The organism is Pseudoalteromonas sp. CO109Y (genome assembly GCF_004208935.1).
In the GTDB taxonomy this organism is placed as follows: Bacteria; Pseudomonadota; Gammaproteobacteria; order Enterobacterales; family Alteromonadaceae; genus Pseudoalteromonas; species Pseudoalteromonas shioyasakiensis.
On sequence record NZ_SGPD01000019.1, the window covers coordinates 77,788 to 99,888 of the forward strand.

Annotated in this window: 22 protein-coding genes; 11 read left to right on the forward strand and 11 right to left on the reverse strand. The window is 40.5% G+C overall.

From position 1 onward, the window contains the following. Positions 1-4: 4 nt before the first annotated feature. Positions 5-685, reverse strand: a complete 681-nt coding sequence (gene queC / locus EXT43_RS07945; protein ID WP_268795049.1) for a 7-cyano-7-deazaguanine synthase QueC — start codon at positions 683-685, stop codon at positions 5-7. 122 nt (positions 686-807) lie between these two features. Here queC and queE point away from each other — a divergent pair, with 122 nt between their 5' ends. After that, complete coding sequence (queE, locus tag EXT43_RS07950; protein ID WP_130166731.1) at positions 808-1,473, forward strand: 7-carboxy-7-deazaguanine synthase QueE; 666 nt, start codon at positions 808-810, stop codon at positions 1,471-1,473. Between the two features lie 226 nt (positions 1,474-1,699). Here queE and bcp read toward each other — a convergent pair whose 3' ends face one another. Further along, entirely contained in the window at positions 1,700-2,179 is a 480-nt protein-coding gene (gene bcp / locus EXT43_RS07955; protein WP_062566935.1) for a thioredoxin-dependent thiol peroxidase, read from the reverse strand. Between the two features lie 10 nt (positions 2,180-2,189). Then, a complete protein-coding gene (locus tag EXT43_RS07960; protein WP_130166732.1) occupies positions 2,190-2,723 on the reverse strand; it encodes an ACT domain-containing protein in 534 nt (177 codons plus the stop codon). Positions 2,724-3,091: 368 nt separating this feature from the next. Between EXT43_RS07960 and bamC the strand changes: the two genes are divergently transcribed. Both bamC and EXT43_RS07975 read left to right on the forward strand, forming a co-directional pair. Next, positions 3,092-4,153 carry an outer membrane protein assembly factor BamC gene (gene bamC / locus EXT43_RS07970; protein WP_130166733.1) on the forward strand — a complete coding sequence of 354 codons (1,062 nt, stop codon included), beginning with the start codon at positions 3,092-3,094 and terminating at the stop codon, positions 4,151-4,153. Positions 4,154-4,224: 71 nt separating this feature from the next. Further along, the gene (locus EXT43_RS07975; RefSeq protein WP_130166734.1) at positions 4,225-5,592 is read left to right on the forward strand and encodes a YjiH family protein; all 1,368 of its coding nucleotides are present in this window, start codon (positions 4,225-4,227) and stop codon (positions 5,590-5,592) included. A gap of 33 nt (positions 5,593-5,625) precedes the next feature. Here EXT43_RS07975 and EXT43_RS07980 read toward each other — a convergent pair whose 3' ends face one another. Both EXT43_RS07980 and EXT43_RS07985 read right to left on the reverse strand, forming a co-directional pair. Beyond that, positions 5,626-5,772, reverse strand: a complete 147-nt coding sequence (locus EXT43_RS07980; protein ID WP_082389286.1) for a DUF2897 family protein — start codon at positions 5,770-5,772, stop codon at positions 5,626-5,628. A 39-nt stretch (positions 5,773-5,811) separates the two neighbouring features. Then, a complete protein-coding gene (locus tag EXT43_RS07985; RefSeq protein ID WP_130166751.1) occupies positions 5,812-6,318 on the reverse strand; it encodes an acyloxyacyl hydrolase in 507 nt (168 codons plus the stop codon). 265 nt (positions 6,319-6,583) lie between these two features. Between EXT43_RS07985 and EXT43_RS07990 the strand changes: the two genes are divergently transcribed. Both EXT43_RS07990 and EXT43_RS07995 read left to right on the forward strand, forming a co-directional pair. Continuing rightward, positions 6,584-7,177 (forward strand): ABC transporter substrate-binding protein, encoded by a 594-nt coding sequence (locus EXT43_RS07990; protein WP_054563598.1) that lies wholly within the window; start codon positions 6,584-6,586, stop codon positions 7,175-7,177. A gap of 300 nt (positions 7,178-7,477) precedes the next feature. Further along, positions 7,478-8,815 carry an ankyrin repeat domain-containing protein gene (locus EXT43_RS07995; RefSeq protein WP_054563599.1) on the forward strand — a complete coding sequence of 446 codons (1,338 nt, stop codon included), beginning with the start codon at positions 7,478-7,480 and terminating at the stop codon, positions 8,813-8,815. A gap of 86 nt (positions 8,816-8,901) precedes the next feature. On the opposite strand, the gene EXT43_RS08000 is transcribed toward EXT43_RS07995, so the two are convergent. Genes EXT43_RS08000 through EXT43_RS08020 form a run of 5 tightly spaced genes read right to left on the reverse strand, consistent with a single transcriptional unit; the run spans position 8,902 to position 12,437 of the window. Beyond that, on the reverse strand, positions 8,902-9,357 hold the full coding sequence (locus EXT43_RS08000; protein WP_063528400.1) for a DUF2069 domain-containing protein: 456 nt from the start codon (positions 9,355-9,357) through the stop codon (positions 8,902-8,904). Beyond that, complete coding sequence (wrbA, locus tag EXT43_RS08005; RefSeq protein ID WP_063528399.1) at positions 9,354-9,908, reverse strand: NAD(P)H:quinone oxidoreductase; 555 nt, start codon at positions 9,906-9,908, stop codon at positions 9,354-9,356. Before wrbA ends, EXT43_RS08000 begins: the two co-directional genes overlap by 4 nt. Continuing rightward, positions 9,908-10,255 carry an arsenate reductase (glutaredoxin) gene (arsC, locus tag EXT43_RS08010; protein ID WP_062566941.1) on the reverse strand — a complete coding sequence of 116 codons (348 nt, stop codon included), beginning with the start codon at positions 10,253-10,255 and terminating at the stop codon, positions 9,908-9,910. The genes wrbA and arsC overlap by 1 nt, the downstream gene beginning before the upstream one ends. Positions 10,256-10,309: 54 nt before the next feature. Further along, on the reverse strand, positions 10,310-11,770 hold the full coding sequence (locus EXT43_RS08015) for a M48 family metalloprotease (RefSeq protein WP_130166735.1): 1,461 nt from the start codon (positions 11,768-11,770) through the stop codon (positions 10,310-10,312). 1 nt (position 11,771) lies between these two features. Next, the gene (locus EXT43_RS08020; RefSeq protein ID WP_130166736.1) at positions 11,772-12,437 is read right to left on the reverse strand and encodes a hypothetical protein; all 666 of its coding nucleotides are present in this window, start codon (positions 12,435-12,437) and stop codon (positions 11,772-11,774) included. A gap of 155 nt (positions 12,438-12,592) precedes the next feature. Between EXT43_RS08020 and EXT43_RS08025 the strand changes: the two genes are divergently transcribed. The 3 genes from EXT43_RS08025 to EXT43_RS08035 all read left to right on the forward strand — a co-directional run bounded on the left by EXT43_RS08025 (position 12,593) and on the right by EXT43_RS08035 (position 16,245). After that, complete coding sequence (locus EXT43_RS08025) at positions 12,593-12,811, forward strand: hypothetical protein (protein ID WP_054563605.1); 219 nt, start codon at positions 12,593-12,595, stop codon at positions 12,809-12,811. Next, positions 12,804-13,871, forward strand: coding sequence for an AI-2E family transporter (locus tag EXT43_RS08030; protein WP_062566945.1), 1,068 nt, complete (start codon positions 12,804-12,806; stop codon positions 13,869-13,871). Before EXT43_RS08025 ends, EXT43_RS08030 begins: the two co-directional genes overlap by 8 nt. Positions 13,872-13,989: 118 nt before the next feature. Beyond that, positions 13,990-16,245 (forward strand): aminotransferase class V-fold PLP-dependent enzyme, encoded by a 2,256-nt coding sequence (locus tag EXT43_RS08035; RefSeq protein WP_130166737.1) that lies wholly within the window; start codon positions 13,990-13,992, stop codon positions 16,243-16,245. 65 nt (positions 16,246-16,310) lie between these two features. Here EXT43_RS08035 and EXT43_RS08040 read toward each other — a convergent pair whose 3' ends face one another. Further along, positions 16,311-17,342 (reverse strand): LacI family DNA-binding transcriptional regulator, encoded by a 1,032-nt coding sequence (locus tag EXT43_RS08040; RefSeq protein ID WP_054563608.1) that lies wholly within the window; start codon positions 17,340-17,342, stop codon positions 16,311-16,313. 348 nt (positions 17,343-17,690) lie between these two features. On the opposite strand from EXT43_RS08040, the gene pgi reads away from it, so the two are divergent. The 3 genes from pgi to pgl all read left to right on the forward strand — a co-directional run bounded on the left by pgi (position 17,691) and on the right by pgl (position 21,793). After that, positions 17,691-19,337, forward strand: a complete 1,647-nt coding sequence (gene pgi, locus EXT43_RS08045) for a glucose-6-phosphate isomerase (RefSeq protein WP_130166738.1) — start codon at positions 17,691-17,693, stop codon at positions 19,335-19,337. Positions 19,338-19,604: 267 nt separating this feature from the next. Then, positions 19,605-21,077 carry a glucose-6-phosphate dehydrogenase gene (zwf, locus tag EXT43_RS08050; RefSeq protein WP_054563610.1) on the forward strand — a complete coding sequence of 491 codons (1,473 nt, stop codon included), beginning with the start codon at positions 19,605-19,607 and terminating at the stop codon, positions 21,075-21,077. Between the two features lie 5 nt (positions 21,078-21,082). Beyond that, entirely contained in the window at positions 21,083-21,793 is a 711-nt protein-coding gene (gene pgl, locus EXT43_RS08055; protein ID WP_058586230.1) for a 6-phosphogluconolactonase, read from the forward strand. Positions 21,794-22,101 lie beyond the last annotated feature (308 nt).

The following is a 22,101-nucleotide window of genomic DNA, read 5'->3' on the forward strand; positions in this document are numbered from 1 at the left end:
AAGGTTATTCGTATTCGATAGGGTCAGTAACGTTATTTAAAGCAAAGGCTTCTAAGCGCTCTTGGCAAGCACCACATTTACCACAGGCTTTGTCGCGGCCGTTGTAACAGGTCCATGTTTGGCTGTAATCAAGACCCATTTTTAAACCGTCTGTCAAAATGTCGATTTTGGTATTGTTTAAGTACGGGCTGAAAATTTCAACAGCGTCGTAATTGGCAATACGGCAAACATCATCCATTTTTTGTACGAACTCAGGGCGGCAGTCCGGGTAAATAGCATGATCGCCTGAATGGGCACCGTAATAAACTTTGCTGGCTTTTAAAGACACCGCATAACCCACAGCCAGTGATAGTAAAATCATGTTGCGGTTAGGCACAATTGTGCTCTTCATGCTTTCTTCTTCGTAATGACCTTCTGGTACTTCGATATCATCAGTTAGTGATGAGCCACCAATCAACTGGTTGATCGCTGAAATATCAACAATCTTGTGAGAAACTCCTAACTTTTCACATACTTGAGCAGCTACTTTAAGCTCTTTAACATGACGCTGGCCGTAGTCGAACGACAGGGCATATACTTCGTGGCCTTGTTGCAGGGCTTTATTTAATACGGTAAATGAGTCCATACCGCCGGAATAAATCACAACTACTTTTTGCGTCATATCTGTTTTGCTCTTACTTTTGATAGAGGTTTACTTCAGGGCGCGATATACTACACGGCTCGGGCCTAAATAACAATTTTTGCGCGTGTTTTTGGTTTTTTTGATGGTATGTATTTTATACTGTTGCGTCGTAAGTGAGATGTCTTTTGTACAAAATTAACGAAGTGTTTGAAACAATTCAAGGTGAAGCGAGTTTTACGGGTACACCTTCAATCTTTTTACGTTTACAAGGCTGCCCTGTGGGCTGTGCTTGGTGTGATACAAAACAAACATGGGACGTTGATAACGTATATAAAGTGTCACTTGATGACACCGTTGAGAAAAAAGCAGACTCAGATCATTGGGCTGAAGCAACAGCGGATCAAGTGTTAGCGCTATTTAAAGAACGTGGCTACAACGCAAAACATGTGGTGATCACCGGTGGTGAGCCTTGCATGTACGACCTAAATCCAGTGTGTGAATTATTACACGCAAATGGCTATTCGACTCAAATTGAAACCAGCGGTACATTTGAAATTTTAGTCCCTGAGCAGACATGGGTGACTGTATCACCAAAAATTAATATGCGTGGTGGCTATAAAGTATTACGCAGTGCAATGCAACGCGCTGATGAAATTAAACACCCAGTGGCAATGCAAAAGCATGTGGAAGAGCTCGAAGATTTATTCTTAAAAACGGGTGTGAATCCACGTTTAGTGTATCTGCAACCAATTAGCCAAAAAACCTCAGCAACCAAACTTGCCATTGAAACCTGTATTGCAAAGAACTGGCGTTTATCGGTTCAAGTACATAAATATTTAGGAATTAGTTAGGATTAAGCCGTCAGCCGTCAGCCGTCAGCCGTCAGCCGTCAGCCGTCAGCCGTCAGCCGTCAGCCGTCAGCCGTCAGCCGTCTGATCTGTGATCTGACCCCGATAAAGTAGACTCGGGGTTTAATATTTCTAGTTAAAAACAAAAAAGCGTTGCACCATGGCAACGCTTTTTTACTATGTTCTCGTAACTCGTAACTCGTAACTCGTAACTCGTAACTCGTAACTATCAATTCTGCGCTAAATAGTCCAACACCACCTGATGATGGTCTTTAGTTTTGAACTTATCAAACACATGTTTGATTTTACCGTCTTGGCCTACAAGGAAGCTAATACGATGAATTCCTTCGTATTCTTTACCCATAAACTTCTTATAGCCCCAAATACCAAAGGCATCAGCAATCGCGTGATCTTCGTCGGCTAGTAAATCAAAGTTAAGCTCTTTTTTGGTTTCAAAATTCTTTAAACGCTTGATTGGATCTGGGCTGATACCCACAACACGCGTATTTAATTTAGCAAGCTCAGCTTTTTCATCACGTAAGTTCTCTGCTTGTACAGTACAACCTGGTGTTGACGCTTTAGGGTAGAAATAAACCAGTACTTGCTGCTCTTTTAAAAGATCAGCTAGCGCGATAGTTTCGTCATTCTGATTTTGTAAGCTAAAAGCAGGGGCTGTATCGCCTGCTTGTAATGGATTAATTGTTTTCATGCTTTGCTCCTTAGCGAATGCGTCTGAAAATATAATCTACGTTCAAACTACGAGAAAGATCTTCAAAGCTCACTTTAAAGTTATCAATATCGACTTCAACAGGAATATTAAACTCGAGTTCGCAGCGCATTTTAAGCTCGTCATCTTCATCATAAGTGTCTGACTTGAGAGAACAAATGCTGATGTTGTTATCAGCAAAAAAGCGCGTAACTTTACTTAATGTTCCTGGTGTATCAATACCTGTGTATTCGAGGGTGTAACCGGCACAAAATTCACATGCAACATGGCTTGCGGTGCGTTTCATCATGGTTAAAAGACCAAGTTCCATACCTTTAGTTGGCAATGTATGTTCAATACGGCTAATTGCCGACATATCACCTGCTAATAGCATGATAAAGGTAAATTCGTTGCCCAAAATAGCAATGCGACTGTCAATTATATTGCAATGGCAATCACTCACTAACTGAGTTAATTCGCTAACGATACCGGGTCTATCTTCGCCAATCGCAGTGAGCACTATCTGATGATTTGTAAAAACAGTCATGGAATTTTAAATACCTAGTAAATAACAATACCAATGGATATAAGCTTAAATAAGCTTTGATTTCACGTGAGTTTAATACCGCACGGCGGCGAAGTTTAACATAATTTGCTCCGTTAACGATAGCGGCGATTAATTAAGCCGTGAATAAAGTGCGCTCTTTCTTGTTTTTAGGGGCATCAGAAAGTACCATAGTTAAAATTTTGCAAGGCGATAAGCAATCAAATACGTTACGCTAGCCCAATCTATTCGGGTTTTTTGCATAAAAACAATAAATGTAAAGTTAAAAGTGATTTTACAGTGAACCAAATCGGCATTACCCACTCATATATTTGTTAAAAAAATTAAGGGTTTGCTAAGGAGAAATATCTGTGCAGTATTGGATCTCAAAGGCGCTTGCTGTAAGCGTAATGGTAAGTTTAACAGGGTGCGGTGTTTTTACCGATGAAGCACACCACAAACGCAATTATCGTGCTAACGAAGCGGTGAAAGCTCCAGCAGGATTAGCGCAACCAGCTCAAGATCCAACTTATAAAATGGATGTTGCGCAATACGACAACAATCCTGAAGCTAAAAACTATCGTCCGCCAGCGCAAGTAATTACCATTGCTCAAGGTACTTGGGTTGAAGAAGGTGACACAGAAGCACGTGTCTACTTTGATAAAAACGATGGTATCGAAGATTTAGATGTATTTATTTGGGACTCTATCAAAGCTGTTCTAGCTGAAAAAAATACCGCCGCTTTAAAAGAAGACAAAGCCTCAAATTCAATTGAAACAGGTTGGTATGCCATTATTAAACCTGAAGAAGGTTGGTTCTGGGAAACTGAAACTGAAGTATCACAGCAGCGCTTTATCTTCACAATTGAAGAAAAGTCGCATCAGCGTACAGCTTCGTTAACCTCTAAGCTGGCTGATTATAAAAGTGACTCAGTACCGTTAACACCATTACTACAGCAACAGCTTGAAGTTCGTGCGTTAAACCAAGTGATTGCAGAGTTTGATTATCGTTACCGTCAACTTGAAGTTGATATGCGTAAAAAGCAAGGCATTATTTCATTAGAAATGGGCTTTGATAACAAAGGTAATGCGGCACTGGTTACAGAGCAAGATTACAACATGGTGTTTGATCGTTTCTCAGGTTTCTTAGAACGCTTATCTTTCACTATCGTAGAGATTGACCAAGAGCGTGGCTTGATCACGGCTGATTACAAAAAGCCTGAGTCAAGCGTATGGGATTCAATTTGGGGCGAAGAGTTAGCTGAGCTGCCAATTGAAGATGGCCAATACCAAATTCTTGTTAGCCGCACCAATGATGGCGGCACAAGTTTAACTTGGATGGACTCTGAAGGTTCGACATTAGAGCCTGGTACAATGAATGACCTCCAGCAAGCATTAGAAAATGCACTGCGTCAGCGCGGTATCAATATTTAATAATTAAAAAAGTCAAAACCACCACAAAAAGAGCTTAGCCGCTCTTTTTGTGGTTTTTACAGGTTGAAAATATGTCTAACTTAAACACAGCAAATCGCAGTGACTTGCGAACCTTGTTTACCTTTTTCGTTCCTTCACTTATAGGTGTCTTCTTGTTTATGACGCCGGTACCCATAGGTGAAGCAATGACCATTCCGATTGCTGTTATGGCAAAAGCAGTGCAAGAATGGATTGGCCCATTTGCACTGGGTTTAATTACCAGCATTGTTTGCATCACCGGTATTTTATCTTTAGTGATAAAGTTGTTTAAACCGCAGCCATTACTTAAGTTCTTTATAATTAAACATTTATTTGATGTTAGTTGGCTTTGGCTGAGTGTTCGATTACTGGGTATGTTTTTTATCGTTTTGACCTACACCAAACAAGGGCCAGAAATGATTATTTCCGGTAATACCGGTGCACTGGTGTTAAACGACTTGTTGCCAGTATTGTTTTCTGTGTTTGTTTTAGCGGGCTTACTATTACCGTTATTACTAAATTTTGGCTTGTTAGAGCTAGTCGGTACCTTATTAACTAAAGTTATGCGCCCGCTTTTTGGTGTGCCAGGCCGAAGTGCGGTTAACTGTGTGGCATCATGGTTAGGCGATGGCAGTGTGGGTATTTTGATGACCGCTCGTCAGTATGAAGATAAACATTATACACAGCGCGAAGCGGCCATTATTGGTACTACTTTCTCAGCTGTATCAATTACCTTTTGTTTAGTTGTGATTGGCCAAGTAAAGCTTGAGCACCTTTTCGCACCGTTTTACTTAACAGTGTGCTTAGCTGGTTTAGCCGCAGCACTAATTGTGCCTCGTTTACCACCACTACGCTTCAAAAAAGACCTCTATGTAGATGGAACAGAGCCTGATAAAGACGCAGAATCAGTGCCTGAAGGTAAAACACTGGTTTCTCACTCACTTGATGTGGCACTTGCTAAAGCGCGCACCGCGCCGGGCTTTGCTGGTACAGTAAAAGAAGGCTTACATAACGCATTTGATATGGTATTTGCAGTATTACCTGTGGTTATGGCTGTGGGCACATTTGCCTTGATTATTGCTGAATATACGCCAATTTTTGAATATATGGGCAAACCGTTTGTACCATTCTTAGAGCTATTGCAAGTACCAGAGGCTGAAGCTGCGGCACAAACAATTATGGTTGGCTTTGCAGATATGTTTATTCCGTCGATTCTTGCGGCTGGTAGTATCGAAAGTGATGTAACACGCTTTATCGTTGCTGCAATGAGTGTGACGCAATTGATTTATATGTCGGAAGTAGGTGCACTGCTTTTAGGTAGCAAAATTCCGGTTAATATTATCGAATTGTTCTTCATCTTTATTTTAAGAACCTTAGTAACATTACCGGTGATTGTCTTAATGGCACATTGGTTAGTGTAAACTAAGCTGAAGTCTAAAATAGAAAAGCCCTGATTATTCATCAGGGCTTTTTTTATCTTCATTATCATCGCTTTTAGGCACTTTGAAGTCCATTTTTGCTGCATGCTTTAGCAACATAAGGTTACCAATTACTACACCAAATACGGCAACAACAATGGCTATAATTTGCCAAGTTTCCATCATGAAATCCTGCCGATATACACAGCGATATAGTAGCACTTAAAATCGTCTTGCATAAGACAGTGAAATAAAATCAAGGCCAGGATTAGGGCTTTTGAACCCCGCATTTGAGTAATGTAAATATCTAAGTGCTAAGGTTGAGTCGTCACCTAAGTCTGTAACTAAACCTAATCTATCCTCAAACTGATAGTGAGTACTAACGTTTTTGCCAGCAAAATGGGTGTCATCTAACAGTGAAACGCCAATCCCAAACTCCACATAAACAGGCATGTTTTTCACATTAAACACAGGGTATTGGATCACCGGAGACATAGCTAACACGATATTCGTTTGATGTTTGTTGTCTTTGCCATACTGCCAAATATTAAAACTAGACTCGAAGTACAAACGGGCGTGTTGAAAGGGCAGCTTTTCATTGGGTATGTGGTACTGGTAGGCCAGTTTTAAGCCTTTTACATCCCCTTCACCTTGAATGTAATCAACGGCATAGCCATGATTTGAAGCAGCATAAGTTGGTGTTGCTAGTAGGGCGGCTACACTTAACATAAGTGCTTTTAGTGGGTGTTTTAGTTTCATCTCGGTACTTCTGATTATGACTGTGAGCAAGTAGATAAGGGCGGGGGTAAGAACTTTTCAATGTGCGTAAAAACACAGAAGCTGTGCACATTCTCATATTTTTTAGCAATTAACTGAAAGCTATGGGAAAAATCGATTGGTGCTTAATTGGCATTAAAACGGTGTCGGATTGTTTCTTTTTTTATGGATTTAATATCGGTATATTAGCGAAAATTTTCGTTGAGAGGTGAATACGATGACCAAACTAGTTAACTCATTTTTGCTAATTGCTGCGCTTTTTACTGCAACTGCTTTTGCCAGTGAAGACCGCTCGCCTAAGCAACTATTAGAATCAGTCACAGCAGATTTATTTGTTGATATCGCAAATGTAAATGCAAAAGGCGATGCAAGCTCAGAAGCAATGGCGAACATTGTAGAAAAACGCTTATTGCCGCACATGGATATTAAGTTTGTATCGTATAAGCTTTTAGGTAAGCACATTAAAGGCCTACGCCGTGACCAAGCCGTTGATTTTATTGCTGCGGTTGAGCATTACTTAACAGTAACTTATGCCGGCGCACTAATGAAATACACAGGCCAAAAAGTTATTTTTGATCAATCACAGCTAATCGACGATGGTTATGCAACTGTTAAAACGCAAATTGTTGATGACAATGCGCCAGCCATCGATCTGCACTTTAAATTACGCCAAGGCAAAGATAAGCAGTGGAAAGTATACGATATCGTTGCTGAAGGTATTTCACTGTTAAGCGCGAAGCAAAAAGAAGTATTGCAGCGCATCAGCCAAGTTGGCATTGATGAAGTGACACACGAATTAGCAAGTAAGTAAGTTAGCTTAAAGCTCGATTACCTTCACCTCATCGAGCATTTTAGCTACTTTCAGTCTCCAACCAAGCAGTGAGTACCGTCCATGTGCCGCTGCTTTTCTATTTTCTTTAAAAATCACCTACTTTGCGCTAGCACCTGTAACCCTCTGTGGTAGAATCATGCTACTTTTCTTGTTTACCAAAGTATCTGTTCAGATACTGTGTTATTGGTCGCAATATTAAGCAAACTGTCAGTTAAATTTTGCTATAACTAGTTGCTTAATAAGACATCGAATAATGTGCAGCGGAGTTGTGTTTTTTTAATGGAAAATGTACTGATTTGGCCAAAGGAATACCCGTTACTAATCAAAGGATTAGCTGAGCAAAACGGGGCCTATATTTTAGATGCTTTAGAAGCTTGGCCGGCATGTCGTTCTACTAATGAAGATGACGGTGTGTGTACGACGGTTCTTCCGCCTATTTACTACCTTACTTGGTTGACTCCTCTTGAACCGTTTGAAGAGTGTTATTTCCAACATATTTCTGAGTTTGATGAAGCTGCGTTGCATTATATTAATGCTATGAAAACGCATTTTTTAGAAAACGACTACACCCCTGAAAGTCTTGTTTTAATGTTATGCCAGCGCTTAGAGAAGTATGCTAGCGCATTTGCTCAATCGGCTGTTAAAACGCCTATAACTCTCATCCACCAGTTATTTAATCGTCGCTATTTTACTGTGATTGAACATGTTCTTAATCACGGTGCAAAAATGTCTGCGGACGATGTATTGGAGCTATGGACCGAAGTTGACTTTAGAGAGCGTTTTAGTGGTTTTATTCCTGATTCAGTGGCCGATCTTGAACCATTAACAGCGCTTGCGGCTGAAAAAGTTGCTCACGGTGAAGATTACTTCACCTTACTAAAACTTGTATCACCTGATGTTGATTCAGCATCGTTGCTTGAACAAGCTTTACTAGCCCACTTAAGCCACGAAAATGCTAAACAAACCATGGCAAAGCGTTTTATTGAGCAAGGCGCAACCGGTGCATTAGCTGACGAAAATGGTAAAACTGCGTTTATGTGGGCTACTGAAAAAGGCTATGTGAATGTTGTTGAAACAATACTTGAACATCAAGATAAAAAAGCCCAAGACAATAAAGGGAATACAGCATTACATTACGCTGTATTAGCCGAGAATGGACCTTTACTGGTATTGCTTTTAAAAGCGGGCTATGACTTTAGAGTTCGTAACAACGACGGTCTAAGTTGCTACCGACTAGCAGTTAGCATTAAAGCGGATAACTTAGTAAAGTGCCTTGAGCATGACTTTGGCATTAAAGAGCTTTCGCCAGAAGGGCAGTTTGATCGCGTTAAAAAAGTGCACTTACTACATGCGATTGTAACTGTGTTACTACCTGTGCAGTTGTTCTTCTTTTTTGACGATAGCATTGCTATTAAAAGTGAGTTAACGCTGAGCTTTACGTTGGTTTCGATCTTATGTTTTTTCTTTGCCACAAGCTTGAAACGCTGTGCGCTTTACCCGCATATTCGCCATCCATGGGGGCTGTTTATTTTAAGGTTGTTCTCATTATTTAGCTTAATTGGCCAAGTGGGTCTGGCAAGTATTGTCGCACTAGCCACCTTAGCAGAGTTGGTGTGAACACATAAAAACTATATAAAGTGGCATAAAAAAACGGCAACCTAGGTTGCCGTTTTTTGTTTCATTTTTTGATAAACGAATCGGTATTATTTATCGTGTTCATGAGCGGCTTTTTCTTCGGCCAGCTCTTCTTTTAATTTGCGTATCTTAAGGCCAAGCTCTTGTCCGCGATGGCGAGCATAATAGGTGCAGCCAATAAACATCAGACTGGCAAAGAGTAACTCAAGTAATACCCAAATCAGCTGCTCTTGTGCGACCCATAGTAATGTAAAACCATGAATAAAATAGAACATCACGATAAAGTTCGCCCACGCGTAGGTGTAAGGTTTATCTTGAATGATGCCCTTAAGTGGTAACAGTAGAGGCAGTATATAAACAACAAAGATAAAGGCGTTACTGTGGCCTTCTCTTGGGGCAATTAAAAACAGCCAAATTGGCATTAAAACTAATAAGCCGATATAGCCAATCAGCGCAAAACGTTGGAATCGTTTTGTAATTGGCTTTTTGGCAACAGGCTGATTTAGCTTAGGTTCCAAGCTCATTGTAATTTACTCGCAATCAGTGCCAAGCGTTTTCCAACACTTTGGCAAATTTTAATTTCGTCTTTACTTAACACATTGCTGTTATTGCTACCGGCCACATGAGTCGCACCGTATGGTGTACCACCGGTTTCAGTTGCTAATAACTCAGGTACCTCATAAGGCACGCCAAGCAACATCATGCCGTGATGTAACAACGGCAGTGATAGATTCAACAAGGTGGCTTCGTTACCACCATGCATACTGCTTGATGACGAAAAAACGCAAGCAGGTTTATCTATTAGCTGACCTTTGAGCCATAGATCACTGGTGGTTTCCCAAAAGCTCTTAGCTTGTGAGGCCATCATGCCAAATCGGGTAGGGGTGCCAAAGGCTAATCCATCACAATTAATTAGATCATCTTTGCTGATCACAATATCGTGTGGCTGGCGCTTAACAAAGGTACGCAATAAGGCAGTTGCACCTTGTTGCTCAATCGACTCGGCTATCTCATGAGCCATTGCTTCTACAGAGCCATGGCTTGAGTGGTATAGCACAACAATGTTTATAGCCATTAAAGTACGCTTAATACGTTTTCTGGTGGACGACCTAGAGCAGCTTTGCCGTTATTTTCAACAATTGGGCGCTCGATTAGTTTTGGGTTGGCAGCCATTGCAGCAATTAATTTGTCTTCGTTTTGTTCGTTTTTAAGCTCAAGCTCTTTGTAGATGTCTTCTTTAGTACGCATTAACTCACGCGCTGAAGTGAAGCCCAGTTGGCTAACTAAAGTCGAGATTTGTTGTTCATTAAGCGGTGTTTTTAGGTATTCAATAACACTTGGCTGTACGTTATTGCTTTCTAATAGGGCAAGTGTTTCACGCGATTTTGAACAACGTGGATTATGATAAATAGTCACAGACATGGTGTGTTCTCACATTTAATAATTTGGCTTATTTTAGGGCAAGCGCCGCGAGACTTAAAGTCTCGCAAGCTCTTTTTGTAATTGACGGTATTGTGTAAGTAGGGCTTTTAAACGTTGTTGTTTAACTAGCTCTTCAGGCTCAACAAAGTTTAGTGCTTTTTGAATTTCATCAGCAGCTTTTAAATAAGCGCCATATTGGGCAAGCACATCGGCATGCGCTTCATGGTAGGAAGCCATATTTTCTTGCTTTTTATAGACATCAGCAATGAGCTCTTTGGCAAGATTGTTCTCAGGTTTTGCTAATAAATAAGATTTTAAGATACGTTCAGCAAGCTCAAATTGTTTAGCTTCAATAGCGGCATTTGCAAAGTTTAATGCAATCACCTGATTGTTAGGTCTATCGATATCTAGCTTAGCTAAAAACTCTACTGCTTCATTCGCTTTACCTTGCGCAATGAGTAAGTCGGTGTGGGTATCAATATAAAATAAGTTCTTTGGAGCTTGCTCAAGCAATGGATTCAAAATGCTAGCTGCTTCATCAAGCTTTTTTTGGTCCAACAAGCTAATACCCAAACCATATTTAAGTGCAGTGTCGTTATGAACGGTGTTTTCACGCATTAATTTACGAAATAAATCTTCCGCGGCTTTTGACTTTTGCTGATAGCGAGCAATAACACGGCTCTTAGCTAGGTTAAACTCTAGGCTGTCGGAGTAGTGTTTTTTTGGATACTGCTCGGCACGTAAGCGTACATCAGAGACACGGCTTTCAGGCAATGGGTGAGTGAGCAAAAAGGCTGGCGGCTTATATTTGTAGCGAATTTGTGCAGCAAGTTTAGTTAAAAACTCGCTCGATTGGCGAGGATCAAACCCTGCATTGTTTAAGGTCTGCATACCAATACGGTCAGCCTCTTGTTCAGCAGCACGGCTATGAGTTAATTGACTAAATGCCGCTTGTGTTTGGTTTGCTGAGATAATGGCTATGCCGGCATCAGGTGCAACAACGGTTGCTAAAATACCTGCAATCATACCAGCGATAGTTAACGCGCTGTTATCTTGCTGCTGTTGAATACGACGGGCTAAATGGCGCTGCGTTACGTGAGCAATCTCGTGCCCTAGTACTGAGGCAAATTGGCTTTCGTTATCGGCTTGTGCGATAAGACCTGTATGCACACCTACATGGCCACCATAAAAGGCAAAGGCATTAATTTCAGCGTTGTTTAACCAGAAAAATGAAAATGGAAAACGGACATCGTTGGCGTTTGCGACTAAACGACGGCCCAAAGTGGTCAGGTACTCATCAAGAACAGGATCACTTACAACGGGTGATGAGCCACGAATTTGCATCATCATCACTTCACCGATCGCTTGCTCTTTTTCAATCGGCAAAGCTTGTAAAGCTGAGGTCCCTAAATCGGGCAGCTTAAAGTTTGTTTGTGCCTTCAACGGCTCACTATGCAATATTGAAAATGTCAGCAATGCACTGCACAGTGTAATAAAGGCTGATTTTAGTCGCATCTTATTCCTTGTTGATTTGCTCACCTAACATGACTTTTGCTAAGTCTATTTCGTCGCTGCATGCTCGGCTGTCTTTTTCGCACAATTGATAGAAATCTTTTATTGTGACTCCATCTAGCTTAACAACGTTCAACTCTCGTTGTAAAAAAGTTATGATTTTATGCGCTACTTTATGGGCATGAAGAATTAAGGCTTTGTCAGCTTTATCGCCTCTTTCAAAGTAAAAAGCGATGAATTTATGAAGCTGGTTAAAGCGAATAAGGTTTTTCATGGTGTGCGGGTCCCACACCTTAAATTCCATAAAGCGATTGTCTTTGATGTATTGGTCTACAATAACATCTTTAGCATAAGGGTAGGCCCATAATTCGAAACCTCGGTCCGTAAAGCTTTGATGCAAAGCAATGCGCGGTTTTTGCTTACAGACAATTTCGCCCAAGTCGGTTTCATGACCACCTAATAAATCAAGGTTCCAGTTGCGTGGATCAATTAATTGTTTAACGGCATTATCAAAACCGTGGTCTAAAATCCCTTCAGATTCGCTAACCGATGATGCCACCATATGATAAAAAGGCGGTAGCTCGCCCCAGTTTATTTGTTTTTTATACCAGTTTATCTCTTTAAGAGTTGGATTCGCAGGTAATTGCGCTTTATTATGCGAGCCAGGCATGGAGTTTCCTTTACTACCAGTTATAGATTAAGGATAAACTATTGTTTTGCGTGTTTTAAGAAAAAAATGAGTTGTTTCTCGTTATAAAGACTTATTTTCGCAAACGGCCTACACCTTATACTTATTATTCATATTAATAACGCAGTTGATTCGCTATGTTAACGGTTGATTTAAGAGGCTATAAGTGCCCTCAACAATTTATTCAGTTTAAATTAGGGTTGAATAAGGCAACATCAATTAAACAACCCGTGACTTTTACATTTAATGCTGCTGAGGCAACGGACGATATGCAGCGATTTTTAGAAAAACATCATTACCATTTTAAAATTGACCTAGAATTAGGTGTACTAACTGTGGAGCCCATTCGTGTTTGAGTATGTAAAAGCCTGGTACGAAAATAAATTTTCTGATCCCCATTCAGTAACCTTGTTGTTACTGCTTATTGCAACCTTTGCATTTTTCTACTTTTTTGGCTCGTTAATCGTGCCAGTTTTAGTTGCCTTGGTGATTGCCTATTTACTTGATTGGCCTGTTGCTCACTTAGAAAAGCTGGGTTTAAAGAGGTTTACCGCAACGATTCTTGTTATGTTGGTATTCAGTGGCTTGATGATTATGATTATTGTCGGCATGGGGCCTGTGCTTTGGCAGCAAACCAGTAACCTAGTTCAAGAAACCCCTTACATGATTGAAAAAGGTAAAGCGCTGCTTTTACATCTTCCTGAAGATTACCCAAGTTTGATTACTGAAGATCAGGTTAAATCAATTGTTACCAGTGTAGAGACCAAAGCTATTGAGTTTGGTCAGTTGGTGCTATCGGTGTCACTTACCTCGATAAAAGATGTGGCAGCTTGGCTGATTTATCTGATCTTAGTGCCGCTCCTGGTGTTCTTTATGCTTAAAGATAAATTAGAACTCACACAAAGTGCCGAACGCTTATTGCCTAAGCAGCGCCGCTTGATCATTCAAGTTTGGCAAGAAATGAATCAACAAATCATGAATTATATCCGCGGTAAGGTATTTGAAATTTTAATTGTTGGTACAGCATCATTTATTGCTTTTGCAGTACTTGATCTTCGCTATGCGGCTTTACTCGGAGTGTTGGTTGGCTTATCGGTGCTTATTCCATTTGTTGGGGCTGCTTTGGTGACCATTCCTGTCGCTGCGGTGGCGTTATTCCAATTTGGTTTAGAAACACAATTTTGGACCATATTAATTATCTATGGCGTGATCCAAGCACTTGATGGCAATGTGTTAGTGCCGTTACTGTTCTCTGAAGCGGTCGATTTAAACCCAGTGTTTATCATCGTTGCGGTATTGTTTTTTGGTGGTTTATGGGGGTTTTGGGGCGTGTTCTTTGCAATACCGCTGGCTTCATTAGTAAAAGCGCTTATAAATGCCTGGTCTTCTAAGCAGGTTGAGCTAATAGAAGGTTAGCTTAGTCTTAAAAAGTATAGAAAACGCACTTTACTGACTAATTGATTATTATAATTTAGCCGTGAAAAATGTAAAATAGGTTATAAGATATATCTTTTAGTAATATGGTGCGTTTTACATGGCAAATTTTTACCTTCCTGACGATGCTAATCAGCAAATTTATTTAGATGCGAATGCAACGACTCCTGTACTTCCTGAAATTGCCGATGTGGTTTCGCACACGATGCAAGTCTGTTTTGGTAATCCATCAAGCTCTCATATTACGGGTATTCAAGCAAAACACTTATTAGAACAAACGCGTAACAAAGCACGTGAAGTCATTGGCGCAACTGACGGCGATATTTTATTTACTTCAGGTGCAACAGAAGGTATTCAAACAGCGGTTGTTTCTACGCTTATTGCTGCGAAAAATCATCAAATCGAGAATCCGGTATTACTTTATGGGGCAACAGAGCATAAAGCGGTGCCAAATACCCTAAAACATTGGAACAGCGTGCTTGATATCAACGCACAGGTATTAGCTATTCCAGTAGATAAAAACGGTATTTTAGACCACGAGTTTATTCGCAAACATGCTGCGAATGCACTGATGATTTGTACCATGGCAGTAAACAACGAAACCGGTGTATTCCAAGATTTAAGCGCTATTGAGCAAGTCATTCGTAGTGAAAATACCCATGTGGCTTGGATGGTTGACTGCGTGCAGGCATTAGGTAAAACCAACTTAGCGCTAAGCCAAACAACCATTGATTATGCTCCATTCTCTGGCCATAAATTGTATGCCCCTAAAGGTATTGGTGTACTTTATATTCGTAAAGGCAGTGCGTATACACCATTTATTGCTGGTGGCGGCCAAGAAAGTGGTATGCGTTCAGGCACCGAAAACTTACCAGGCATTGCTGGCTTGAATAAGTTGTTCTCGTTATTACTTGATAAACAAAACCAAACATTCAAGCCAATTGAGCAGCTACATGCTTTTCGCGAGCAATTATTAGCTGCATTAACAGACACCTTTGGCAGCATCACGTTTAATCACAGTTTTGAGCATTCAGTGCCAACAACATTAAACTTTGCAGTTAACGAATTAACCAGTAAAGAAGTGATGGATTTATTTGATGCGGCGGGTATCCGTGTGAGTGGCGGCTCTGCATGTAGCTCAGGTGCAAATCGTAGCTTTGTTTTAGATGCGATGGGAGCCAGTGATTGGCAAAGTGAAAACGCGATACGTATGTCGTTTGGCCCTGCTGTGAATCAGCAAGAGATTGACTTTGCTTGCGATAAAATTCGTTCACTAAAACCGATTCTAGAGGCAAATTGTCTTGTTGTGTCTGATAGTACATCGCCTCAACACGAAGTTTGTGCGATTGGCTTAACACAGCTACGTCATCAAGCAGCGTGCTGTTGGCTATATGTAGACAGCGATAAAAACGCAGTGGTGATTGATCCTATTATCGAGCTTATTCCGCGTATGGCGAAAATTGTCGCAACACAAGGTTTAACAGTAAAAGCGATTTTAGATACCCATAATCACCAAGAGCGTTTATCGGCTCGTTGTTTATTATCAAAAGAGCTCGCAGAACGTTTTGTTGCTAATGAAATAGATGAACTTGGCTGGCCTAAAGATTCAGCAACCATCGAATTAAGCGATGCACGCTTAACTAAAGTAGCGACACCGGGTCATAGTGACGATAGTGTTAGCTATTTATTGTCAGATACACAAAGCGGTGATATCAGCTATTGCTTCTGTGGTGATTTAATCTTACCAGGTGGCTTAGGTAACACAGCAATTAGCGGTGGCGATGCTGCGAAAATGGCTCAATCATTAAAACAGCTTGCTATGGCAGTGCAAGATTCTACGGTAATTTGTTCAGGGCATGATTATCAGCAATGTTTTGCTATGGATTGGCATGCTCAAAAGGCAACGACGCCGTTATTAGCAAAACTATTAAGTGAACAAGTATCAGATGATGAGTTTGTTGAATTAAAGCAAAAAGCGGATGAGCAAAAGCATACTGTAAGTCATTCTCTTTGTGGCTATGTTGAAACACTTGAAAGTGCGCCAATGAAACAGCTTGCTGCAAGTGATGCTAAAGTAATGCTAAACGATAAAGCCACTTACTTAATTGATACTCGTGAACCGTATGAGCATGGTGCGAATAATTTGGCTGAAATATTCACAGTTGCTGATAGCAAAGTGATCAATATTCCACTCAGTCGTATGGCAAACGCCATCGTGCAAGGGCAGCTTGAGAAAGACCATAGTTATATTTTGGTTTGCCGAAGTGGTAATCGTTCAAAACAAGCGGCAAACAATCTGTCGCAGTTAGGGTTTGAAAACGTTTATAACTTAAATGGCGGTTTAGCATTGCTTTAATAAGTAATACCAATTCAGTCATTAAAAAAGCCGCTATAGAGCGGCTTTTTCGTAACTTGTATAAACTAGGCCGTTGTAGGGCCTGAGCTTTCCCGTACCACTAATGAAGGGGTAAAGGTCGTGATGATGTCTTTATCTTGATTACGTGCACCACGGGTTTTTCTAAACAGTAAACGCGCTGCATGCTGCGAAATCACATCATTCGCCTGATGAGCTGTAGTGAGTTTAGGCCAAGTCTGACGCGAGAACGGTGAGTCCTCGAAGCCGGTAATTGATAACTGCTGTGGAATTTCGATCCCCATTAAGCGTGAGGCGAATAACGCGCCTGCTGCCATTTCATCGTTACCGCCAAGAAGGGCAGTGATGTTTTTCGGGTTATTTTCACCCAGCAATGCTTTTGCACCTTCTACACCTGATTCAAAAGAATACTGGCCTTCATAGATCAGCTCATCATTCATCGAGATGCTGTGATCTTTTAATGCGGCCTGATAACCCTCTAAGCGTTCAGTTGTTGATTTATGCTCTTTGTCACCACATAAAAAACCAATATTCTTATGGCCTAGCGAGAGTAGGTGAGAAGTAATTTCGTACGCAGCGGCGTAGTCGTTCACATAGATACAAGTGTCTTGGTCTTCTTCTGTAGGGCGACCAGAGAGTACGCGTACATAATGAATGCCCATTTCATCTAGCATATCGATAATGCTATTTTGCTCTGACAGCGGTGGCGTTAATACAAGGCCTGCTAAGCGAGAGCGCTTGATCATGGTTTTAAAGTCTTCTTCCATGTTGCCATCAAGGTAGTTACATGGATGAATCACCAGCTCATAGCCTTCTTCTTTACAGCGCGACAACACACCATTTTGCATATCGATGACATAATAAGCATTCGGGTTGTCATAAACTAAACCAACAGTAAAAGACGATGTGCCTGCTAGGTTACGAGCTGCAAGGTTTGGTTGATAGTTCAACGTGTTAACAGCGTCCATCACTATGTCGTACGTTTTTTTTCTGACCGATGGCTCTTTATTAATTACTCGCGAAACGGTTTTCATTGAAACACCAGCGAGCTTGGCTACATCATTTATGGTTACTTTCATACTGTTACTTTATAGTTAGTTATATTTGTATTATAATAATATCGAAAAGTGTTCACCAGAGCGCTTTTTCTTAATAGGTACATTAATATTTAATATAAGTTAGTTAGTGTATCTAATGTTCTACCAAATTAGCAGTAAAATAATTGAGATAATTTTTATGATACCGGTGTCAAAAGAGAAAAATTGCGCTATTATCTCGACTATAAAATGTAAAAGTAGAACATTGACAGCGTTGTCATTTTAACTTAGTGTTAATTTTCATCGTATTTTTAATTGCTGTCTTTATTCAACATTAATAAAAAGATAGTTAAAAATCAGTTTGTTGCAAGTTTTGAGGGGATTATATATATGAGCAGCCGTTCGCAATTAGCTAGTTGGCAAGCACTATCTGAAAGTGCCAAGAAGATGAAACAAATTCATCTTAAAGATTTATTTGCCAAAGATAGCACGCGTTTCGAGCAATTCTCTGCTCAGATCCCAGGTGTATTATTCGATTACTCAAAACAACAAATTGATAAAACTGTTTTTGAAAAATTAATTGCTTTAGCGAAAGAGTGCGATATCAGCGCATGGCGCGACAAGATGTTCAGTGGTGAGAAAATTAACATTACTGAAGACCGTGCTGTACTTCATACTGCTTTACGTAACCGCGCTAACACAGCTGTAATGGTTGATGGTGAAAACGTAACAGACGCTGTTAACGCTGAGCTTGCTAAAATGAAAGCCTTTGTTGGCAAAGTACGCAGTGGCGAGTGGCTAGGCTACACAGGTAAAGCTGTAAAAGATGTTGTTGCTATTGGTGTAGGTGGTTCAAACCTTGGTCCGCAAATGGCAACCGAAGCACTTGCTGCTTATGCTGACGACACATTAAATGTTCACTATGTATCAAATGTTGATGGTGTTCAAATTGCATCTGTTTTACAAGGTTTAGATGTTGAGACAACATTATTTGTTATCTCATCTAAAACATTTACAACCTCAGAAACCATGACTAACGCTAAATCGGCTGTTGAGTGGTTTTTACAAACAGCACAAGCGCAAGAACATATTGCTAAGCACTTTGTAGCTGTAAGCACCAATTTAGAAAAAACAGCGGCCTTTGGTATCGCTGATGAAAACGTATTCACAATGTGGGATTGGGTAGGCGGTCGCTTTTCTTTATGGAGTGCGATAGGATTACCAATCGCCCTGTACCTAGGCTTCGACGCGTTCGAAGAGATCCTAGAAGGTGCGTTTGAAATTGATGAGCATTTTAAAAATGCTGAATTTGAAAATAACGTACCATTGTTAATGGCGCTTTTAAGTGTTTGGAACACTAGCTTTTTAGGTTATACGGCACAAGCTATTTTACCGTATGACCAAGCACTACACATGTTACCTGCGTATTTACAGCAAGGTGAGATGGAAAGTAACGGTAAACACGTTACCTTTGCTGGTGAAACGGTTCCTTACACGACGGTTCCAATTATTTGGGGTATGACAGGTATTAATGGCCAACATGCTTTTTACCAATGTCTGCACCAAGGTAATGTAATCGTACCTGCTGACTTTATTGCCTCAATTGAGCCGCAAGTCAATGTTGGTAAGCACCATGATATTTTATTATCAAACTTCTTTGCACAAACCGAAGCAATGATGGCCGGTGTTGATGCAGAGCAAGTAACTGCAGATTTAACCGCAAAAGGTAAATCTGAAGCAGAAATTGCAGAATTATTGAATCATAAGATTCACCAAGGCAATCGCCCAACAACGTCAATGTTGTTAGATAAAGTTGATGCGAAAACGGTAGGACGTTTAATTGCGCTTTATGAGCACAAGATCTTCTGCCAAGGCATTATCTTAGAAATCTGTTCATTTGACCAATGGGGTGTAGAGCTAGGTAAGGGACTTGCCTCTAAAATTGAAGCTGAATTATTTGATGACGAAGTAAGTCATCCACACGATAGCTCAACCAACGGACTGATCGCTTACTATAAAACACATCGTAAGCAGTAATAGATTCGCAGCAACAGCTGCAAACCGAATACCTTTGAACGGGTAGCGCTGGAGTTCTTAGGGCCTGTATTTTTGTGAGAGGATTTACAGAGCCCCTAAGACTCATTTACTTCAGCCAACATAAGAATAATGAGTAAACTACTTACAACAAATTCAACAGGCTTTGTTAAAGGGATCATCTAACACAGCCAATCAACCAGATAACAACACGCACTGCCATACTGCATGAGTCGATTAACATGGCATTGCCAATGTAGAGAGTGATATATGTTAAATCCATTTGATATCGTAATTTTTGGGGGCGGCGGTGATCTTGCGTTACGTAAGTTACTTCCTGCAATGTATCGCGCTTATCAAGAGGGCAACCTTCCTCAAGGTTCTCGTATCCTTCCTACGGTACGTGAAGAAAGCAAACGTAAAGAATACATCGAAACAGCACATAAAGCGTTACAAGACTTTTTAGGTAAAGGTGAGTACAACGCAAAAGATTGGAAAGCATTTTCAGCTTATCTTGTGCCAGTTGTAACGAATGTAACTGAAGCTGATGACGACTGGGATAAACTAAAAGATATCCTTGATGAACACGATGCTGATAAGTCTCGTGTTTTTTACCTTTCATTACCACCTGCAGTGTACGGTAGCTGTTGTGAAATCTTATCTAAGAAAGGTCTGATCACAGAAACGTCACGTGTTGTTGTTGAAAAACCGATTGGTTACTGTGGTGAGTCTGCTGAAGCAATCAATGCAAAAATTGCTGAATACTTCAAAGAAGAGCAAGTATTCCGTATTGACCATTACTTAGGTAAAGAAACAGTACAAAACTTAATGGCACTGCGTTTTTCAAACTCACTGTTTGAAAACCTGTGGGATGCAAAATCAATCGATAACATCCAAATTAGCTTATCAGAAACAGTGGGCCTAGAAAGCCGCGCTGGTTTCTACGATAAAGCGGGTGCATTACGCGATATGGTACAAAACCACTTGTTACAATTACTTTGCTTAGTGGCAATGGAATCACCAAACAAATTAAACGCGAACAGCATCCGTACTGAGAAATTAAAAGTACTTGAGTCGTTACGTCCGTTAGTGGCTGAAGATGTTGATGCAAACATTGTACGTGGTCAGTATGTACCAGGTAACTTAGACGGTAAAATCGTCCCAGGTTACTTAGAAGAATTAAACGAAGGTGCGAGCAAAACAGAAACTTTTGTTGCTATTCGTGCGCACATCGATAACTGGCGTTGGGCAGGTGTTCCTTTCTACCTTCGTACTGGTAAACGTATGAAAAAGCGTTGTGCTGAAATCGTTGTTGAATACAAAAAAGTATCTCACAACGTTTATACCGACAACGTAGGTAACATTGAGCCAAATCGTCTTGTTATTCGTCTGCAACCAGAAGAAACAATTCAATTAACACTGATGTCTAAGCGCCTTGATAACCTTGAGATGCAATTAGAACCAGTAACCATGAACATTGAGTTATCGCAAGCGTACAGTAATGGTTTCCATTCAGATGCTTACAAGCGCTTAATGTTAGATGCCGCAGCAAATAACCCATCACTGTTTATTCACCGTGATGAAGTGCGTCAAGCATGGAAATGGATTGACCCAATCATTGAGCGTTGGCAAGAAAAAGGTGCACCATCGTTATACCGAGCTGGTACATGGGGCCCTGAAGATGCCGATGAGCTTTTAGAAGAAAACAACCACGTTTGGTTTAACACAGGCGATAAGGCGTAATTAAGATGGCAACAATTGTTGAAAAATTCTTTGCAAACAAAGACGAATTAACAGCTGAGCTTTCTTCAAGCCTTGAACAAAGCCTTGTTGCTGGTATTAAAGAAGATGGTCGTGCGGTACTAATGGTATCGGGTGGCTCATCGCCAGCACCTGCTTATAAGCACTTATCGAACCTTGAACTTGATTGGGCAAACATTGATGTTGCTATGGTTGATGAGCGTTGGGTTGATGCTGATCATGAAAAAAGTAATGAAGCATTTATCAAAAGCACGCTATTACAAAACCATGGCGCTGCAGCTAATTTCGTAACAATGAAAAATGACGCATTAACGGCACAAAATGGTGTAGCAGAATGTGAAGCTGCATACAAAGCATTAAAGCGTCCTTTTGATGTGACAATTTTAGGCATGGGTCCAGATGGTCATACGGCTTCTCTTTTCCCTCATGCTGAAGGTTTAGAACACGGTCTTGCGACAGATGATTTAGTATGTGCAATTAACGCCATTGAAAGCGACGTGACGGGTAAAATCACTGAGCGTATGACGTTAACTTTAGCTGCTATCGCAGACTCTAAAGTAGTGAAGCTTTTAATTAGCGGTGAAGAAAAACTCGCTGTTTACAAGCAAGCGAAAGAGGGCGGTGCAGTTGCTGACATGCCTTTACGTGCTGTATTGAATCACCCGCATATCAATATTGAAGTTTATTGGGCGCCTTAATCGCCTGATTAAAGTCAATGTCAAAAGCGAGCTATTATGCTCGCTTTTTTGTTTTAAATTCTCATCTTTAACAAATGATTTTGCATAAATACGCTTTTTTAAATAGCTCGATAAAGTGTTAGACAAGTACAAAATGGCTCTATATAATTAAAAATGACAACGCTGTCATTGTTATTGATTGTTATTCTCAATATTCCCTTTAACTCATTCTGCCCAGAAAAAGTTAAAAATAATTTGTACATGACAGCGTGCTTTTAGGAATAGGTTAGTTTTTTAGGCTAATTTATTGTTAGATAACAGGTTTTATA

What these genes read in the sequence shown, in the direction of transcription:
- bcp (WP_062566935.1), bottom strand. Translation starts at nt 2,179, where the DNA reads ATGAAAACAATTAATCCATTACAAGCAGGCGATACAGCCCCTGCTTTT.
- EXT43_RS07960 (WP_130166732.1), bottom strand. Translation starts at nt 2,723, where the DNA reads ATGACTGTTTTTACAAATCATCAGATAGTGCTCACTGCGATTGGCGAA.
- EXT43_RS07975 (WP_130166734.1), top strand. Translation starts at nt 4,225, where the DNA reads ATGTCTAACTTAAACACAGCAAATCGCAGTGACTTGCGAACCTTGTTT.
- EXT43_RS07980 (WP_082389286.1), bottom strand. Translation starts at nt 5,772, where the DNA reads ATGGAAACTTGGCAAATTATAGCCATTGTTGTTGCCGTATTTGGTGTA.
- EXT43_RS07985 (WP_130166751.1), bottom strand. Translation starts at nt 6,318, where the DNA reads ATGTTAAGTGTAGCCGCCCTACTAGCAACACCAACTTATGCTGCTTCA.
- EXT43_RS07990 (WP_054563598.1), top strand. Translation starts at nt 6,584, where the DNA reads ATGACCAAACTAGTTAACTCATTTTTGCTAATTGCTGCGCTTTTTACT.
- EXT43_RS07995 (WP_054563599.1), top strand. Translation starts at nt 7,478, where the DNA reads ATGGAAAATGTACTGATTTGGCCAAAGGAATACCCGTTACTAATCAAA.
- EXT43_RS08000 (WP_063528400.1), bottom strand. Translation starts at nt 9,357, where the DNA reads ATGAGCTTGGAACCTAAGCTAAATCAGCCTGTTGCCAAAAAGCCAATT.
- wrbA (WP_063528399.1), bottom strand. Translation starts at nt 9,908, where the DNA reads ATGGCTATAAACATTGTTGTGCTATACCACTCAAGCCATGGCTCTGTA.
- arsC (WP_062566941.1), bottom strand. Translation starts at nt 10,255, where the DNA reads ATGTCTGTGACTATTTATCATAATCCACGTTGTTCAAAATCGCGTGAA.
- EXT43_RS08015 (WP_130166735.1), bottom strand. Translation starts at nt 11,770, where the DNA reads ATGCGACTAAAATCAGCCTTTATTACACTGTGCAGTGCATTGCTGACA.
- EXT43_RS08020 (WP_130166736.1), bottom strand. Translation starts at nt 12,437, where the DNA reads ATGCCTGGCTCGCATAATAAAGCGCAATTACCTGCGAATCCAACTCTT.
- EXT43_RS08025 (WP_054563605.1), top strand. Translation starts at nt 12,593, where the DNA reads ATGTTAACGGTTGATTTAAGAGGCTATAAGTGCCCTCAACAATTTATT.
- EXT43_RS08035 (WP_130166737.1), top strand. Translation starts at nt 13,990, where the DNA reads ATGGCAAATTTTTACCTTCCTGACGATGCTAATCAGCAAATTTATTTA.
- EXT43_RS08040 (WP_054563608.1), bottom strand. Translation starts at nt 17,342, where the DNA reads ATGAAAGTAACCATAAATGATGTAGCCAAGCTCGCTGGTGTTTCAATG.
- pgi (WP_130166738.1), top strand. Translation starts at nt 17,691, where the DNA reads ATGAGCAGCCGTTCGCAATTAGCTAGTTGGCAAGCACTATCTGAAAGT.
- zwf (WP_054563610.1), top strand. Translation starts at nt 19,605, where the DNA reads ATGTTAAATCCATTTGATATCGTAATTTTTGGGGGCGGCGGTGATCTT.
- pgl (WP_058586230.1), top strand. Translation starts at nt 21,083, where the DNA reads ATGGCAACAATTGTTGAAAAATTCTTTGCAAACAAAGACGAATTAACA.